We start from the raw sequence: 13,878 nt of genomic DNA on the forward strand, positions 1-13,878 counted from the left end.
TCAGAAGATGTCGCCGAGTGCTTCATCGCTGGCCGCGGAGAAGTTCTCTTCATGGAGTTGCTGGTAGTCGTGCCAAGCTTGGGCGTCCCAGATCTCGAGGTAGTCGACCGCGCCGATCACCACGCAGTCCTTGGAAAGACCCGCGTAGCGGCGATGGTCGGCCGATAGCGTGATCCGGCCCTGGCCGTCGGGGTGCTGCTCGTCGGTGCCGGCGGCAAGGTTGCGCAGGAACGCCCGTGCTTCGGGGTTGCTTCGCGGCGCCTTGCTCGCCCGGCGCGCCAGCTGCTCGAACTCCGCTCTCGGGTAGACGGCGAGGCTGTGATCTTGGCTTTTGGTGACCATCAACCCCCCTGCCAACGCGTCGCGAAACTTTGCCGGCAGCGTCAGCCGCCCCTTGTCGTCGAGTTTGGGCGTGTAGGTGCCGAGAAACACTAGGCCACCTCCCACCTAGAGCCGCTCGCTCACCCAAACACTTCAGCCACCATACCCCATAATCCCCCACTTTGCCCCATTGATGGGGTGTCGCCGCGATGTTTCCCCAAGAATCTGCGGCGCCGGGTCACCTCTAGATCACCCCGCATCTCGCCATCCAGCTCACGGGTCGTGCTAAAACCGCATTTCAGACGGCCCAGTGAGGGGAATTGGGCGCCAAGTGGGGCGTGGTGGGGCATGGCGAAGGCCGCTAGCTCACGACTGGGTTTCGGTGTGGATTCCCCGACGTAACCGCGAGCGCCGGCGCGGGATATCGGGTGCGCACGAAAACGGGGCAGCAGGTGGCTGCCCCGTAAGGTCTACGTTCGTTCGCCTACTCGTCGAAGCGGCGCCGGAACCGATCCTCCATCCGGCTGGTGAATGAGCCGCCGGCGCCTTTACTGCGACGCTGGCGCGACCCCCCGGACGCCGGCCGAGAGTGGTCCAGCCGCCCTGACAACCGCGGCCCGGTGACGGCATACACCACGCCGCCGAACATCACCACAAAACCGAAGACACTGAGGATCGGGAAGCTGCCGATCATCGTGGCCTTGAACGCCACCCCGGAAACCAGCATCGCCAGGCCGATAACGAACAACGCCGCACCCTGCAAGCGCCGCCGTGCCGTGGGTGCGCGGAAGCCCCCACCACGAACACTCGACGCGAACTTAGGGTCTTCGGCGTAGAGCGCGCTCTCGATCTGCTCAAGCATCCGCTGCTCATGATCGGAGAGTGGCATTCGTCCCTCCTTGCCGACAGACTGTCACGTAACTACCGGTAGCAACGCGGATGCCCGTTGTGGGGGCAACTAACTCAGATGATACGAGGTCAATCCCAGCCGTACCACTGATTCGCCGGCGATTCTATCCCGGCCGCACCCCGGCACACGAATGCGCCCGACACCTGATGCGGTGCAACCGGTCACAAACTCCGCATCGCTTCATATCGCTTCCTGCCGGTGCGCATGTCGACCGCTCGGCCAACCGCGACGGCAGTCGTCCGATACTGGTGCTAAGGCAGGCACGGCACCGCACCGGATCACCGTGAGGAGGGCAGTTGACGATTTTCCTTATCGATCTGGCCCCGAGCGAGATGGAGCGCCGCCTCAGGGAGGCCTTGACCGTCTACGTCGACGCGATGCGCTACCCCAGAGGCACCGAGAACCAGCGCGCCGCCATGTGGCTGGAACACATCCGCCGGCCAGGCTGGAAGGCCGTCGCCGCCGTCGACGTAGCGGACCCGGGCGGGACCGATCCGTCCGAAATCGTGAGAGCCGATCCCGACACCCGGGCGGCGGCGGCCGGCGATCTGAACAACGCACCGATGGTGGGCGTCGCCTACGGCTACCCCGGCGCCCCCGGGCAGTGGTGGCAGCAGCAAGTCGTCCTCGGGCTGCAGCGCAGTGGTTTTCCGCCGCAGGCGATCTCGCGGGTGATGACTAGCTATTTCGAGTTGACGGAATTGCATATCCAGCCGCGCGCCCAGGGCCATGGCCTCGGCGAGGCACTGGTCCGCCGGCTACTCGCCGGTCGGCAGGAAGACCACGTCCTACTGTCCACTCCGGAGAACAATGGCGAGGCCAACCGGGCGTGGCGGTTGTACCGGCGGCTGGGCTTCGCCGACATCATCCGCGGCTACTACTTCGCCGGCGACCCCCGCGCCTTCGCGGTCCTGGGCCGCGCGCTACCGCTGTAGGCCCGACTGCGGACGGCTTGCCCAAGCGGCACACCGGGTCTGGCACGATGACCTGGTGCGCGCCAGCTCTCCCTCGCTCTCAGCCCGCAAATCTCACGTGACCGTGACCCGACGGCGCCGCATGCTGGCCATCGCGATGCTGTTGATGCTGGTGCCCCTGGCCACCGGATGCCTGCGCGTCCGAGCGTCGATCACCATCTCACCCGACGACCTGGTGTCCGGCGAGATCATCGCCGCGGCAAAGCCGAAGAACAACAAAGATGCCGGCCCTCAACTCGATAGCAACAACTTGGCATTCAGCCAGAAAGTGGCTGTCTCCAACTACGACAGCGACGGCTACGTGGGGTCGCAGGCGGTGTTTTCCGATTTGACGTTCGCCGAGTTGCCACAGCTGGCCAACATGAACTCCGACGCGGCCGGGGTGAACCTGTCGCTGCGGCGCAACGGCAACCTGGTGATTCTAGAAGGCCGGGTAGATCTGACCTCAGTCACCGACGCCGACGCCGACGTCGAGCTGACCGTCGCCTTTCCCGGAACCGTGACCTCCACCAATGGAGACCGCATCGAGCCCGAAGTGGTGCAGTGGAAGCTCAAACCGGGCGTGGTGAGCACCATGAATGCCCAGGCCCGCTATACCGATCCCAACACCCGGTCATTCACCGCGGCCGGCATCTGGCTGGGCATCGGGTCGTTGCTGGCCGCGGGCGTGGTCGCGCTGCTGGCCTGGATCAGCCGGGACCGCTCCCCACGGCTCACGGCCGCGGGCGACCTGCCGCCGAAGTAACCGGATCGGGTCGCTCACCGGGATCGGTTTGTCCTGGTTAGCCCGTGGTTAGCCCTGCTTGTCGGGCGCCCAGTAGTCCAACATCTCGGCGAAGGTCTCGAAAGCCGGCGCGGAAAGGCCGTAGGTTGCCTCGAAATGGATGCTCAGCGGAAAGCCTAGGTCCACGACACCGTCTAGCACGCGTTGATAGAGCTCAACCATCAATCGGCGCTTCTGGGCGGGTTCGCTGGCGGCCAGCTTCTGGACGAACTCCTGCTCCTCGGCCACGGCCGCGTTGCCGGGGTCCTGGATCAACCAGTTGATCAAGCCGACGCGAGCCTCGACCTTGGGGACAAACCCGAACGACAGCAGGATCTCGGGTCGGTGGTCGGCCGCCGCGGCGAACTCGGTCAGGAAACCCACGATCGCGTCGGAATACAACAACTGCGTCATGCCATAGGTCGCGCCCTGATTGCATTTGAAATTCAGCCGACCCTGCTCGCCGTCTCGGGTGGGAATTACGATCACACCACGGTTGGCCACCAGCTCCCGGTAGATCGACAACGCGTCGGTCGGTGCGACGCCGGAGCCCTCGCCGTCGTTCATCGTGCGCGGCACCCCGACGAACACGACGCCCTCCATCCCGGCGGCACACAGCTCGGCGAGCCTGCCACGCAGCGACGACTCGTCCATGAAGGCGGTGACCTGCGTGCACAGGCCGCTGATCGACGGCAGCTCCGGTCTGATGATCGACCAGAAGTCCAGGACGTCGAGCTTGGGCTGCATCGGGACCGGCCGATCGTCGTCCTCGGCGATCATCCCCGGGATCATTACGTGGCGGATTCGGCCGTCGAGGCCCGATTCGGCCGAGTACCGCAGCAATTTGTGCGCATCTTCCAGGGCCCGTTCGTGGCCCCCGTCCACGTTCGGAGGTACCAGCTCGAGCGCGATGGTATTGAGCGTCACACGGCACCCTCTTTCTCAGATTCCTTAGATTCCTTAGATCCTCAGATTCCTCAGACGACTACTGCTCACAGCGCGCCACGCCGCGCACACCCCCACCGGCCTCATCACGGGGCCATCACGACAGCATAGGGGTGGCTTGGCGAATCAGTCGAAGCGACGGCGTCCAGCCCGAAGGCATCCGGCCGCCCGAAGGAGGCAATACCCGCCCATGTCACCGCGGCCGAATACACTGTCGGGCCAGGAACGTGCCGAGCAGAAAGGGGCGCCGCGCTGAGCGTCGAAGCATCGGCAACCGACTTGGGCGGCGCCATCACCGACCAGCTACGACGGTATCTGCACGACCGTCGACGCGAGGCGGCCTATATCGGCAGCGACTACGACGCCTTGACGGCCTGGCTTGAAGACTTTGCGCTGCGCGGGGGCAAACGGCTACGCCCGGTCTTCGCATACTGGGGCTGGCACGCCGTGACAACCGAGGAGCCCGGCCCCGAGATCCTGCGGTTGTTTTCCGCCTTGGAACTGTTGCACGCCTGGGCCCTGATACACGATGACGTGATCGACGCCTCCTCGACCCGTCGAGGCCGGCCGACGGCCCATGTGCATTTCGCCGCGCTGCACCGGGAGCGCAACTGGCTCGGCCCGGCGCACCAGTTCGGCACCTCGGCGGCGATACTGCTCGGCGACGTGGCACAGGCCTGGGCCGACGACATCGTCTCCGAGGTGGGCCAGACCAGCCTGCCGCCCGACGCTGCGCGCCGGGTGCGGCGGGTATGGTCCGGCATCCGCACCGAGGTGCTGGGCGGGCAATACCTCGACATCGTCGCCGAGGCCAGCGCCGCGAACTCGATCGCCTCGGCGATGACGGTTGCCACGTTCAAAACCGCCTGCTACACGGTGTCTCGGCCGCTGCAACTGGGGGTGGCCGCGGCTGCCGACAGACCCGACGTCGCTGCCGCGTTTCATCAGTTCGGGACGGACCTCGGGGTGGCGTTTCAGCTGCGCGACGACCTGCTCGGAGTGTTCGGAGACCCCGCGGTCACCGGCAAGCCGTCCGGCGACGACCTGCGGTCCGGAAAGCGCACAGTGCTGATAGCCGAGGCCGCCGAGCTCGCGGAGAAGTCCGACCCGCGGGCGGCCAGCCTGTTGCGTAACTCGATCGGCACCGAGCTGACCGACGTGCAGGTGCGCGAGCTGCGTGAGGTCATCGCGGGGGTCGGCGCTTTGGCAGCGGCCGAGAATCGGATCACCGAGCTCACCCAACGGGCGCTGGCGACACTCGCGTCCGCACCCATCAACGCACAAGCCAAGGCCGGATTGTCGCAGTTGGCCCGGACGGCCACGGACCGGTCGGCCTGAACCGATGACCAGCGCGACGCCCCTGCCGGAAGCTGACTTGGCAACGAAACTGTCAGTGAGCCAACGCATTTCACGATTTTTCGCATTCGCCGGCACTCCGCAGGCCAAACCCGCCTGGCTGGGTTTCCTGGGGGCCGTGCTGATCACCGCGGGAGGGTTGGGGGCCGGCAGCACCCGCCAGCACGACCCGCTGTTGGAGACGCTTCACATGTCGTGGCTGCGCTTCGGCCACGGGCTGGTGCTGTCGTCGATCGTGTTGTGGTCGGGCGTGGGCCTGATGCTGATCGCGTGGCTGTGGCTGGGCCGGCAGGTCCTCGCCGGCCAAGCAACCGAGTTCATCATGCGGGCCACCACCGCATTCTGGCTGGCGCCACTGCTGCTGTCGGTGCCGGTCTTCAGCCGGGACACCTACTCCTACCTGGCGCAGGGCGCACTGTTGCGCGACGGCCTGGATCCCTATGCAGTGGGGCCCGTGGGTAACCCGAATGCGTTGCTGGACGACGTGAGCCCGATCTGGACGATCACTACCGCCCCCTACGGTCCGGCGTTCATTCTGGTGGCCAAGCTCGTCACGATCATCGTCGGCAACAACGTGGTCACCGGGACCATGCTGTTGCGCTTGTGCATGCTGCCCGGGCTGGCGCTGTTGATTTGGGCGGCCCCACGCCTGGCACGACACCTCGGCGCCGACGGCGCCACCGCGCTGTGGACCTGCGTGCTCAACCCGCTGGTGCTCATCCATCTGATGGGTGGAGTGCACAACGAGATGCTGATGGTCGGCCTGATGGCCGCCGGCATCGCGCTCACCATGCAGCGACGCCATGTCGTGGGCATCACGCTGATCTCGGTGGCGATCGCGGTCAAAGCCACAGCCGGGCTGGCGCTGCCGTTCCTGTTCTGGGTCTGGATGCGGCATCTGCGCGACGACCGGGGGTACCGGTCGGTTCAGGCGTTCCTGGCCGCCGCCGCAGCGTCGCTGCTGATATTCGTGGCGGTGTTCGCGGTGCTGTCCGCGGTGGCCGGCGTCGGATTGGGGTGGCTCACCGCGCTGGCGGGCTCGGTGAAGATCATCAACTGGTTGACCGTGCCGACCGGAGCGGCGAACCTGATCCACGCTCTGGGTAGAAACTTCTTCACCGTCGATTTCTACACCTTGCTGCGGATCACCAGGTTCATCGGAATTCTGATCATCGCGGTGTCGCTGCCGCTGCTGTGGTGGCGGTTTCGGCGCGACGACCGGGCGGTGCTGGCCGGCATCGCCTGGTCGATGCTGATCGTGGTGTTGTTCGTCCCCGCCGCCCTGCCGTGGTACTACTCCTGGCCGCTGGCGATAGTGGCACCACTGGCCCAGTCACGGCCGGCAATCGCGGCTATCGCCGGGTTCTCGACCTGGATCATGGTGATCTTCAAACCCGACGGATCACACGGCATGTATTCCTGGCTGCACGTCGGGCTGGCGACCGCGTTCGCGCTGCTGGCCTGGTATTCGCTATACCGGGTGCCGGAGCCGGCTGCCCCAAGGGACGCAACGGAACCCGTTCAATAAGCCCCTCAATGGGCCCGTTCAATAGGCCATCGCCTGGGCGCGACGCACGACTTCGCGCGCCTGGTGGGCGTGAAGCGCATCGACCGGGCGAGCATTGCTCACGACATCGCGTGAGCCGTCGCGGGTAATGGTCAGCGACGGATCGGGGGTGAACAGCCAGCGCACGATCTCGGTATCGCGATAGCCGCCGTCGTGCAGGATCGTTAACAGGCCCGGCAGACTCTTGACCACCTGACCGGAATTGGTGAAGAACACTTGCGGCACCACTACGCCGCCGGCACGCCGCACCGCGACCAGGTGACCTTCGCGCAACTGCTGGTGCACCTTGCTGATCGGCACACCGAGAAGTTCGGCGACCCGGGGCAGGTCGTAGGTTGGCTCGTTGGGATCCAGAACGTCATCGCCGGCCGGAATGCTGCCCACGGCGCAAGTGTAGAGCTTGGTGCAACATTGTCTCATCCGATTCGCCCCGCCACCTACGATGGCCCCGTGGCTGAAGCTGAAATGCCCGGCTCCTTCTCGGGCCGTGCCGGCCCGCATCGTCACCGAGCCGACGCTGAAATGCCCGGCTCCTTCTCGGGCCGTGCCGGCCCGCATCGTCACCGAGCCGACGCTGAAATGCCCGGCTCCTTCTCGGGCCGTGCCGGCCCGCATCGTCACCGAGCCGACGCTGAAATGCCCGGCTCCTTCTCGGGCCGTGCCGGCCCGCATCGTCACCGAGCCGACGCCGGCACTTCGGATCCGTTGGACAGCACGCTGCTGGACGGCCGCTACCTGGTCCAGGCCAAGATCGCCAGCGGCGGGACCTCGACGGTCTACCGCGGTCTCGACGTCCGGCTGGACCGCCCCGTCGCCCTGAAGGTGATGGACTCCCGCTATGCGGGCGACGAACAGTTTCTCACCCGCTTCCAACTCGAGGCCCGCACGGTCGCCCGGTTGAAGCACCCCGGTCTGGTTGCGGTGTATGACCAGGGGCTGGATGCCCGGCACCCGTTTCTGGTGATGGAACTCGTCGAAGGCGGGACGCTGCGCGAACTGCTGGCCGAACGAGGACCGATGCCCCCGCATGCCGTGGCGGCCGTGCTGCGCCCGGTGTTGGGCGGGCTGGCAGCCGCGCATCGGGCCGGCCTGGTGCACCGCGATGTCAAGCCCGAAAACGTGTTGATCTCCGATGACGGCGAGGTCAAGATCGCGGATTTCGGACTGGTCCGGGCCGTCGCGGCCGCTGGAATCACCTCGGCCAGCGTCATTTTGGGAACCGCGGCGTACTTGTCTCCCGAGCAGGTGCGCGACGGCCAGGCCGGCCCCCGCGGCGATGTCTACTCGGCCGGAATTCTCACCTACGAGTTGCTGACCGGACACACGCCGTTCAGCGGCGACTCGGCATTGTCGATCGCCTATCAGCGGTTGGACCGCGACGTGCCGCCACCTAGCTCTGTAATCGATGGTGTGCCAACGCAATTCGATGAATTCGTGGCCTGCGCGACGTGCCGTGACCCTGCCGAGAGGTACGCCGACGCCATCGAGATGGGCGCCGATCTCGAGTCGATCGCCGAGGAACTGGCACTCCCGGACTTTCGGGTGCCCGCGCCGCAGTTCTCGGCCCAGCACCGGTCGGCCGTGCTGCAGCGCAGCCGGATCGACCAGCAGCCGCGGCCACCGGTTCGCCACCCCACGCGCGAACTGACCCGAGAACCGCGTGGCTGGGCCGAGCCGGTATCGGCGGCCCGCCCGGATACCGAACCGGAAGAATATGAATACCAGCCTCTGTCAGGGCAATTCGCCGGCATCTCGATGGACGAATTCATCTGGGCGCGACAGCATGCCCGCCGCATGGTGCTGATCTGGGTGGCGGTGGTGCTCGCGATCACCGGGCTGGTCGCGACCGCGGCCTGGACAATCGGCAGCAATCTGGGCGGACTGCTGTAACGGACCGCGAGTTGGCCCCGCCTCCCGCTTGCGAGCAGACGCAAAATACTCGAAAACCCCCGTGCTTCACCGAATTTTGCGTCTGCTCGCCGACCTAGTCGCGCAGCATCTCGGCCACCAGGAAGGCCAGTTCCAGCGATTGCTGGGTGTTGAGCCGCGGATCACACGCGGTCTCGTACCGGCCGGCCAGATCGCTCTCCGAAATGTCTTGTGCGCCACCGAGACATTCGGTGACGTCTTCACCGGTGATCTCGACATGGATGCCGCCGGGGTGGGTGCCCAGAGCGCGATGCACCTCGAAAAAGCCCTGCACTTCGTCGACGACGCGATCGAAGTGACGGGTCTTGTACCCGGTGGAGGACTCATGGGTGTTGCCGTGCATCGGGTCACACTGCCAGATCACCTGGTGACCGGTGGCCTGCACCTTCTCGATGATCCGCGGCAGCAGGTCACGGACCTTGTTGTTGCCCAGCCTGCTGACCAGCGTCAGCCGGCCCGGCTTGTTGTGCGGGTCGAGCCGCTCGACATACTCGACTGCCAACTCGGGTGTCATCGTGGGGCCGATCTTGACCCCGATCGGGTTGGCGATCACCTCGGCGAACGCGATGTGCGCGCCGTCGAGTTGCCTGGTCCGCTCGCCGATCCACACGGTGTGCGCCGACAAGTCATACAGTTGCGGTTCGCCATCCTCCCCTTCGGACAGCCGCAGCATGGCCCGCTCGTAGTCGAGCACCAATGCCTCATGGCTGGCATAGATCTCGGCGGTCTGCAGATTGCGGTCGGCAACCCCGCAGGCGCTCATGAACCGCAGGCCCCGATCGATCTCGGTGGCCAGCGCCTCGTAACGAGCGCCGGCCGGCGAGGTCCGGACGAATTCCCGGTTCCAGTCGTGGACCAGGTGCAGCGACGCCAGGCCCGACGACGTCAACGCTCGCACCAGGTTCATCGCCGCACTGGCGTTGGCGTAGGCCCGGACCAACCGCGACGGGTCGTGCTCGCGCACCGCCGCGTCCGGGGCGAAGCCGTTGATCATGTCGCCGCGATAAGACTTCAAGCCCAAAGCATCGATATCGGCCGACCGCGGTTTGGCGTACTGACCGGCGATGCGGGCCACCTTCACCACCGGCATGCTGGCGCCGTACGTCAGCACCACGGCCATCTGCAGCAGCGCGCGGATGTTGCCGCGGATGTGGGGTTCGGTGTTGTCGACAAACGTCTCCGCGCAGTCACCGCCTTGCAACAGGAATGCCTCACCCTTGGCGACCTGTGCCAGCTGTTCCTGCAGGCGGACGATCTCGGACGGCACCGTCACCGGCGGAACGCTTTCGAGCACGGTGCGCATCGCCAACGCCTGGTCCGCGGGCCAGCTGGGCTGCTGGGCGGCGGGCTTGGCCAGCGCGGAGTCCAGTCGGGTGCGCAAGTCGGCGGGCAGCGGCGGCAACGGCGGCAGCTGGTCGATCGGAATATCGACGGTCCAGTTCATCGGTACATGGTAACCGGGTTGAGGCTTGCGCTGATCAGCGCGAACGTCGCTGTCAATCCTGTCGTCCCGACGGGTCTGGTCGCCGGTCCGGCCCGCTGGCCGCCCGTGCCCGGGAGCCGCCGGGCGGGCCTCCGCCGCGTGCCGGATGCGGGCCGGCATTGTCGGCCGAGGTGATGATCCGGAATCGTCGCAACTGGTCGCGCGCGTCGACCAGCGCGTCGTGAGCATCACGCGACCGCGCCGGCAGTCGCGGGCATCCGCGGTCCTCCCATAGTTGCCGCAGTTCCCGTGTGAAGCGAGGTATCGCCGTTGGCAGCCCCGGCATCGGACCCCACAACTGACACAGGGCGACGTGGTCGTAGGCGCCCACCCAGGCCCACAGCTCGATCGGGTCACCGCCGTCCACACCGAGGAACGCCTCCAGGTCGCGGCGGATCTGCCGGCGCGAGCGCCACAGCTGCGAACCCGGCGACGGCAGCTTCGGCAGGACATGGGAGCGAACCCAGGTACCGGCACGCTGTGGGTCGAACTCCGTTGAGACGGCGTAGTACTCGCGGCCATCCTCGGCGACCATCCCGATGGAGATCAAATCGATGGTGCGGCCGTCTTCGATGAATTCGGTGTCATAGAAGTACCGCACATCGCAGTTTATCCGGGCAGCCTATCGCGCGGTCACCAGGCGTTCGGCGGTCTTCGGCGGCGGCGCCGGATGGATGTCGAGGTCCAACCGGGCGTCCACCGCGTGCTCGTCGGGCCGTCGCGGGGTTCCGGCGATCGCACATTGCAGCCACAGCTTGGCCCGTACCACGGGGCGGCGCAGGGTACGTTCACGCTGCAGGGCACGGCGCATCTTGTCCGGCCGCGCGCTGTATCGCCACCGTGCCCACGGGGCATGCGGACGTGACAACCGGATCGCGCCGACGATCAGCAGCACCACCAGGAACATGCCGAGCAGCCCCGTCCACACCTTGCCCTTGAACAGAACCACCACGGCCAGCGGCAGCGTCAGCACCACGCCGCCAACCAGCGCGGCATGCCATATCAGGGAGTTAGTGTCCGACCAGATCGCCAGGACGAACATCAGCGGATGGAATCCCAGGGTCAACAGCCCCGCCACGGCTACGGCGGCGAAGACCGCGTCCACCGAGGTGCGTCCGTCTTCCTCCCAGTAGACGTCGGACAGATGCAGGATCAACGCGTACTCGTCGAGCACCAGCGCCGCGCCGATTCCGAAAAATGTCGCCGACACCGCGAACTCGGGTGCGCGTCCGTCGACGGAGAGCGTCACCAGCGCCAACCCGGAGACCATCACCACCAGCACACCGACGGCCACGTGGTGAACGTGCACGGACCCGATGTAGATATTGCGGGGCTGCCACCAGCTGGGCGGTGGTGCATCGCTGGGGCGGCGACGGATGATGCGGGCGCAGGTGCGCGTCACAAAGAAGGTCAGGATGAAGGCGACCAGGCAGCACAGCAGGGGCAGTCGGCCGCGGTCGATGATGTCATGCTGCAGCCATTGGAGCACCCCACAAAAACTACGCCTGCCGGCGCAGGCGAGGCCTAAGCGGCCCGAGCCCCGCTGTGGCGGCAAGCGACCGCCTCGGTAACGATTAGGCTGTCTGTGACATGAGTACATGGCGGTCGCCCGAGCTGGGCAGTCGACTCGGGCGGGTCTCGTTATGGTGCCTGCTTGGGCTGGTCGCCGCCGGGGCACTGGGCTACGTGGGCTGGCGGTTGTTCGGACACATCCCCTACCGCATCGACATCGACATCTATCAGATGGGCGGACAGGCCTGGTTGGATGGGCGTCCGCTGTACAGCGGCGACGTGAAGTTCCACACACCCATCGGGCTGGACCTCCCGTTCACCTATCCCCCGCTGGCCGCGGTGGTGTTCAGCCCGTTCGCCTGGTTGAAGATGCCGGCCGCCAGCGTGGCGATCACGCTGCTGACGCTGGTGGTGTTGATCGTGTCGACGGTGGTCGTGCTGACCGGCCTGAACGTGTGGCCTACCTCGACGCTGCTGCCCGCTCCGGCCTGGGTGCGCCGGCTGTGGTTGGCGGTGGTCATCGTGGCTCCGGCGTCGATCTGGCTGGAGCCGCTGAGCTCCAACTTCGCCTTCGGTCAGATCAACGCCGTGCTCATGACCTTGGTGATCCTCGATTGTTTCCCGCGCCGCACGCCGTGGCCGCGGGGCCTGCTGCTCGGCCTGGGGATAGCACTGAAGCTGACGCCGGCGGTGTTTCTGCTCTACTTCCTGCTGCGCCGGGACGGCCGGGCGGCGCTGACAGCCCTGGCGTCCTTCGCGGCTGCGACGCTGGCCGGTTTCGCCCTGGCGTGGCGTGATTCCCGTGAGTACTGGACCCATACCTTGCACCACACCGACCGGATCGGTTCGGCTTCGTTGAACACCGACCAGAACATCGCGGGTGCGCTGGCCCGGCTGCCGATCGGCGAGCACGAAAGCTTTCTGCTGTGGGTGGTCTTGTCGCTGGTGGTGCTGGTTGCGACGGTGTGGGCGATGCGCCGAGTGCTGCGGGCCGACGAACCGGCCCTGGCCGTGATTTGCGTGGCGTTGTTCGGGTTGGTGGTATCCCCGGTTTCGTGGTCGCACCACTGGGTGTGGATGTTGCCGGCGGTTCTGGTGACCGGGGTGCTGGCCTGGCGACGGCGAAATGCGGCGCTGGCCGTGGTCACCGCCGCCGGGGTGGCGCTGATGAGATGGACGCCGATCGATCTGCTGCCCAAGCACCGGGAAGCCACCGCGGAGTGGTGGCGTCAACTCGCCGGGATGTCCTATGTGTGGTGGGCGCTGGCGGTCATCGTCGTTGCCGGTCTCACCGTGACCACCCGGCTGACGACGGAGCGCTCGCCCGAGCCCGCGCGGACTCCGGTGTCGACGGCCGCGGCCTGATCAGCCGGCCGCGGTCTCGGGGATCCGGGCGGCGTCCTTCGGGCCGGGATGAGCCCCGGCCCCGTTGCGGCCGTCTTTGACGCTGGCTGCGTAGATATCGACGTACTCCTGACCGGAAAGCCCCATCAGCTCGTACATCACCTCGTCGGTGACGGCCCGCTCGATGAAGTGGTTTCCGGCCAGTCCCTCGAACCGGGTGAAGTCCATCGGCTTGCCGAAACGAACGGTCACCCGGCCGAACCGCAACATCTTTTTGCCCGGCGGGTTGACGACGTTGGTGCCGATCATCGCCACCGGAATCACCGGAACCCCGGTGTGCAGCGCCAGCCGCGCCAGGCCGGTCTTGCCCTTGTAGAGGCGACCGTCGGGCGACCGGGTGCCTTCGGGGTACATGCCCAGCAGCTTGCCCCGACGCAGCAAGCCCTCGGCGGTTTCCAGGGCGGCCTGCGCGGCGTCGGCGTTGGTGCGGTCGATGGGCACCTGCCCGGAGACGCTGTAGAACCAGCGGTTGATCCAGCCCTTGAGCCCGGCGCCGGTGAAGTATTCGGCCTTTGCCAGAAACGTGATCCGGCGGCGAACTACCAACGGAAGGTAGAAGCTGTCAGCCACGGCAAGGTGGTTACTGGCGAGGATCGCCGGGCCGGAACTCGGAATGTTTTCCGCACCTTCGATTTTCGGCCGGCCGAGCAAAATAAACAGCGGGCCCATGAAAACGTACTTGAAAAGGTAGTACCACATGGCCCTCCCTCTCGC

General features: G+C 66.4%; 13 protein-coding genes and 1 pseudogene. 6 read left to right on the plus strand and 8 right to left on the minus strand.

All coding sequences use genetic code 11. From position 1 onward, the window contains the following. Both mraZ and B4U45_RS02770 read right to left on the minus strand, forming a co-directional pair. Positions 1 to 432, minus strand: coding sequence for a division/cell wall cluster transcriptional repressor MraZ (mraZ, locus tag B4U45_RS02765; RefSeq protein WP_075548795.1), 432 nt, complete (start codon positions 430 to 432; stop codon positions 1 to 3). Between the two features lie 373 nt (positions 433 to 805). Next, complete coding sequence (locus tag B4U45_RS02770) at positions 806 to 1,210, minus strand: DUF3040 domain-containing protein (protein ID WP_075548794.1); 405 nt, start codon at positions 1,208 to 1,210, stop codon at positions 806 to 808. Between the two features lie 317 nt (positions 1,211 to 1,527). Here B4U45_RS02770 and B4U45_RS02775 point away from each other — a divergent pair, with 317 nt between their 5' ends. Both B4U45_RS02775 and lppM read left to right on the plus strand, forming a co-directional pair. Continuing rightward, complete coding sequence (locus tag B4U45_RS02775; protein WP_075548793.1) at positions 1,528 to 2,166, plus strand: GNAT family N-acetyltransferase; 639 nt, start codon at positions 1,528 to 1,530, stop codon at positions 2,164 to 2,166. Between the two features lie 97 nt (positions 2,167 to 2,263). Further along, positions 2,264 to 2,950, plus strand: coding sequence for a lipoprotein LppM (gene lppM, locus B4U45_RS02780; protein ID WP_089025192.1), 687 nt, complete (start codon positions 2,264 to 2,266; stop codon positions 2,948 to 2,950). Positions 2,951 to 2,998: 48 nt separating this feature from the next. Here lppM and B4U45_RS02785 read toward each other — a convergent pair whose 3' ends face one another. Further along, complete coding sequence (locus B4U45_RS02785) at positions 2,999 to 3,895, minus strand: mycobacterial-type methylenetetrahydrofolate reductase (protein ID WP_075548792.1); 897 nt, start codon at positions 3,893 to 3,895, stop codon at positions 2,999 to 3,001. A 297-nt stretch (positions 3,896 to 4,192) separates the two neighbouring features. Here B4U45_RS02785 and idsA2 point away from each other — a divergent pair, with 297 nt between their 5' ends. Together idsA2 and B4U45_RS02795 are read left to right on the plus strand one after the other, a co-directional pair. Continuing rightward, positions 4,193 to 5,251: a bifunctional (2E,6E)-farnesyl/geranyl diphosphate synthase gene (idsA2, locus tag B4U45_RS02790; protein ID WP_075548791.1), complete on the plus strand. Its 1,059-nt coding sequence runs from the start codon at positions 4,193 to 4,195 to the stop codon at positions 5,249 to 5,251. Between the two features lie 4 nt (positions 5,252 to 5,255). Continuing rightward, complete coding sequence (locus tag B4U45_RS02795) at positions 5,256 to 6,797, plus strand: alpha-(1->6)-mannopyranosyltransferase A (protein WP_075548790.1); 1,542 nt, start codon at positions 5,256 to 5,258, stop codon at positions 6,795 to 6,797. A gap of 18 nt (positions 6,798 to 6,815) precedes the next feature. On the opposite strand, the gene B4U45_RS02800 is transcribed toward B4U45_RS02795, so the two are convergent. Beyond that, positions 6,816 to 7,220 carry an Rv2175c family DNA-binding protein gene (locus B4U45_RS02800; RefSeq protein WP_075548789.1) on the minus strand — a complete coding sequence of 135 codons (405 nt, stop codon included), beginning with the start codon at positions 7,218 to 7,220 and terminating at the stop codon, positions 6,816 to 6,818. A gap of 252 nt (positions 7,221 to 7,472) precedes the next feature. Between B4U45_RS02800 and B4U45_RS02805 the strand changes: the two genes are divergently transcribed. After that, positions 7,473 to 8,726 (plus strand): protein kinase domain-containing protein, encoded by a 1,254-nt coding sequence (locus B4U45_RS02805; protein WP_116671287.1) that lies wholly within the window; start codon positions 7,473 to 7,475, stop codon positions 8,724 to 8,726. Between the two features lie 94 nt (positions 8,727 to 8,820). Here B4U45_RS02805 and B4U45_RS02810 read toward each other — a convergent pair whose 3' ends face one another. From B4U45_RS02810 to B4U45_RS02820, 3 genes and pseudogenes are all read right to left on the minus strand, one after another. Beyond that, positions 8,821 to 10,209 (minus strand): class II 3-deoxy-7-phosphoheptulonate synthase, encoded by a 1,389-nt coding sequence (locus B4U45_RS02810; RefSeq protein ID WP_075548788.1) that lies wholly within the window; start codon positions 10,207 to 10,209, stop codon positions 8,821 to 8,823. A gap of 136 nt (positions 10,210 to 10,345) precedes the next feature. After that, positions 10,346 to 10,849 (minus strand): annotated as a pseudogene (locus tag B4U45_RS02815) (polyadenylate-specific 3'-exoribonuclease AS); the annotation flags it as partial. A gap of 21 nt (positions 10,850 to 10,870) precedes the next feature. Next, positions 10,871 to 11,737 (minus strand): hypothetical protein, encoded by an 867-nt coding sequence (locus tag B4U45_RS02820; protein WP_075548787.1) that lies wholly within the window; start codon positions 11,735 to 11,737, stop codon positions 10,871 to 10,873. Positions 11,738 to 11,838: 101 nt separating this feature from the next. Between B4U45_RS02820 and B4U45_RS02825 the strand changes: the two genes are divergently transcribed. Continuing rightward, the gene (locus B4U45_RS02825) at positions 11,839 to 13,125 is read left to right on the plus strand and encodes a glycosyltransferase 87 family protein (protein ID WP_075548786.1); all 1,287 of its coding nucleotides are present in this window, start codon (positions 11,839 to 11,841) and stop codon (positions 13,123 to 13,125) included. On the opposite strand, the gene B4U45_RS02830 is transcribed toward B4U45_RS02825, so the two are convergent. Next, positions 13,126 to 13,863, minus strand: coding sequence for a lysophospholipid acyltransferase family protein (locus B4U45_RS02830; RefSeq protein ID WP_219859312.1), 738 nt, complete (start codon positions 13,861 to 13,863; stop codon positions 13,126 to 13,128). Positions 13,864 to 13,878 lie beyond the last annotated feature (15 nt).

It is taken from the genome of Mycobacterium persicum, from assembly GCF_002086915.1.
Taxonomy (GTDB): Bacteria; Actinomycetota; Actinomycetes; order Mycobacteriales; family Mycobacteriaceae; genus Mycobacterium; species Mycobacterium persicum.

Bases quoted from the DNA above. Each gene is read 5' to 3' on its own strand.
- B4U45_RS02770 (WP_075548794.1), bottom strand. From the start codon at position 1,210: ATGCCACTCTCCGATCATGAGCAGCGGATGCTTGAGCAGATCGAGAGC.
- B4U45_RS02795 (WP_075548790.1), top strand. From the start codon at position 5,256: ATGACCAGCGCGACGCCCCTGCCGGAAGCTGACTTGGCAACGAAACTG.
- B4U45_RS02805 (WP_116671287.1), top strand. From the start codon at position 7,473: ATGCCCGGCTCCTTCTCGGGCCGTGCCGGCCCGCATCGTCACCGAGCC.
- B4U45_RS02810 (WP_075548788.1), bottom strand. From the start codon at position 10,209: ATGAACTGGACCGTCGATATTCCGATCGACCAGCTGCCGCCGTTGCCG.
- B4U45_RS02825 (WP_075548786.1), top strand. From the start codon at position 11,839: ATGAGTACATGGCGGTCGCCCGAGCTGGGCAGTCGACTCGGGCGGGTC.
- B4U45_RS02830 (WP_219859312.1), bottom strand. From the start codon at position 13,863: ATGTGGTACTACCTTTTCAAGTACGTTTTCATGGGCCCGCTGTTTATT.